Origin of the sequence: Ideonella sp. B508-1 (genome assembly GCF_000333615.1) — a bacterium.
GTDB lineage: Bacteria > Pseudomonadota > Gammaproteobacteria > Burkholderiales > Burkholderiaceae_C > Ideonella.
In genome coordinates this window covers 1-1494 of the sequence record NZ_BADL01000469.1, presented here as the reverse complement: position 1 = coordinate 1494, position 1494 = coordinate 1, and the positions used below count along the sequence as shown (strand labels likewise).

At 69.9% G+C, this 1494-nt stretch carries 2 protein-coding genes; both read right to left on the bottom strand.

Annotated elements, in window-relative coordinates; all coding sequences use genetic code 11:
- Positions 1-383 (bottom strand): IS110 family transposase (locus tag I73_RS18840; protein ID WP_040500930.1); only part of this gene is annotated, 383 nt, incomplete at its 3' end.
- Between the two features lie 256 nt (positions 384-639).
- A partial coding sequence (locus I73_RS29025; protein ID WP_234409547.1) for an FAD-dependent monooxygenase occupies positions 640-1494 on the bottom strand: 855 nt, incomplete at its 5' end.

Below are 1494 nucleotides of genomic sequence, written 5' to 3'. Positions count from 1 at the left end.
GGGGTTGGCCAGTGGGGGCAGGAAGCGGGCGAGTTTTCGGTACGCAACAGCACCGGGGGGAACTCCGCCAGCATGCGAGCATCCACCCTGTCGGTTTTGGCCAGGCGACCCATCGACTTGGCGAAGTCGCGCGCCTGGCGCGGGTTGACCACCGCCACAGGCAGGCCAGCGGCCTGCAGCGCGCAGGCCAGCTCCGTTTCGTAGCCGCCAGTGGCCTCCATCACCACCAGTGCCACGTCCAGCGGCCTCAGGGCTGCCGTCAACGCCGAGTGGCCCTCGGCCTGGTTGTCGAACCGCTGGGCATCGAACTTGGCGCCCAGCACCGAGACATCGACATGCGCCTTGGCCACGTCGATGCCCACCACCACTGAGGAAGCAGACATGGTCTTCGGATCCCTTGCTTGTGCATGCGCGCTCGGACAAGCCAGCGCGCGTAACCGTTCGGGCTTCAGGAAGACCAGCACGGCGGCCGTGCGTTCTGTACTCAGTCACGGGCTCGAACACCCAAGCGCCTACCAAACTGCACGGGCCGGTCTGGTCGTCTCAACGACGATCAGACTCTACCGCGCTGGTCTGGCCTGAACATACAAGCGCCGTGGCGGGACGGCCTGGCCCCAGAGGCCGGCGCCGCCCCGCCCTTCACAGCGGTGCGCGCAGCGCCTGTTGCGCATGCACCATCACGCGGGTGTGCTCCTCCACGGAACCGCCCTCGCATTCGATGCGGCCCATACGGCCGGAGGCGCTGACCACCAGCCGGGCCCGGTCGTAGTGGCGACCGGCATAGGCCAGCAGCGCCCCTTCGAGGCAGTGGCGCCGGCCCAGCTCCTCGGCCAGCACGATGGCGCCTTCGATGGCGATGCCGGCCCCCGAGGCCAGGTGGGGGGTGGTGGCATGCACGGTGTCGCCCAGCAGCACGATGCGGCCGCGGTGCCAGGGCCCGGCGATCATGTGGCCGGCCAGCGGGCGGTACAGCAGGCGGGCCTCGTGCAGCGTGCCGGCCCGCAGGCCGTCGCGGATCTCGCCGACCTGGCCACCGAATTCCTCCAGCAGCTCGGCCAGCTTCTCCGGCCACAGCACCGGATCGATGAAATCCATGCCCTCGCGCTTGTCCAGCACGAAGAGGTAGCACTGGCTGTCGCTGATCGGGTTCAGGCCGGCCTTGGTGGTGCGGCCCATGCAGATGGTGCTGTTCTCACGCAGGCGAGGCACCACCGCCCGCCACGAGCCCTGGCCGGTGAACTTCGGGCCGGGAAACTCGGGCATGACCTGCTTGCGCAGCGCCGAGTTCACGCCATCGGCCCCGATCACCAGGTCGTAGCGGCCCTGGCGCCCATCGGTGAAGGTCACGTCCACCCCGTCCTCGTCCTGCACGATGCGGGCGAAGCTCACGCCCAGGCGCACCACGACGCCGGCCTCGGTGGGTGGCCCGGCCCAGGATGTCGGCCAGCACCGCCCGCAGGATGCCGGCGGCCGCCGGAAAAACCCTCGGCCCCC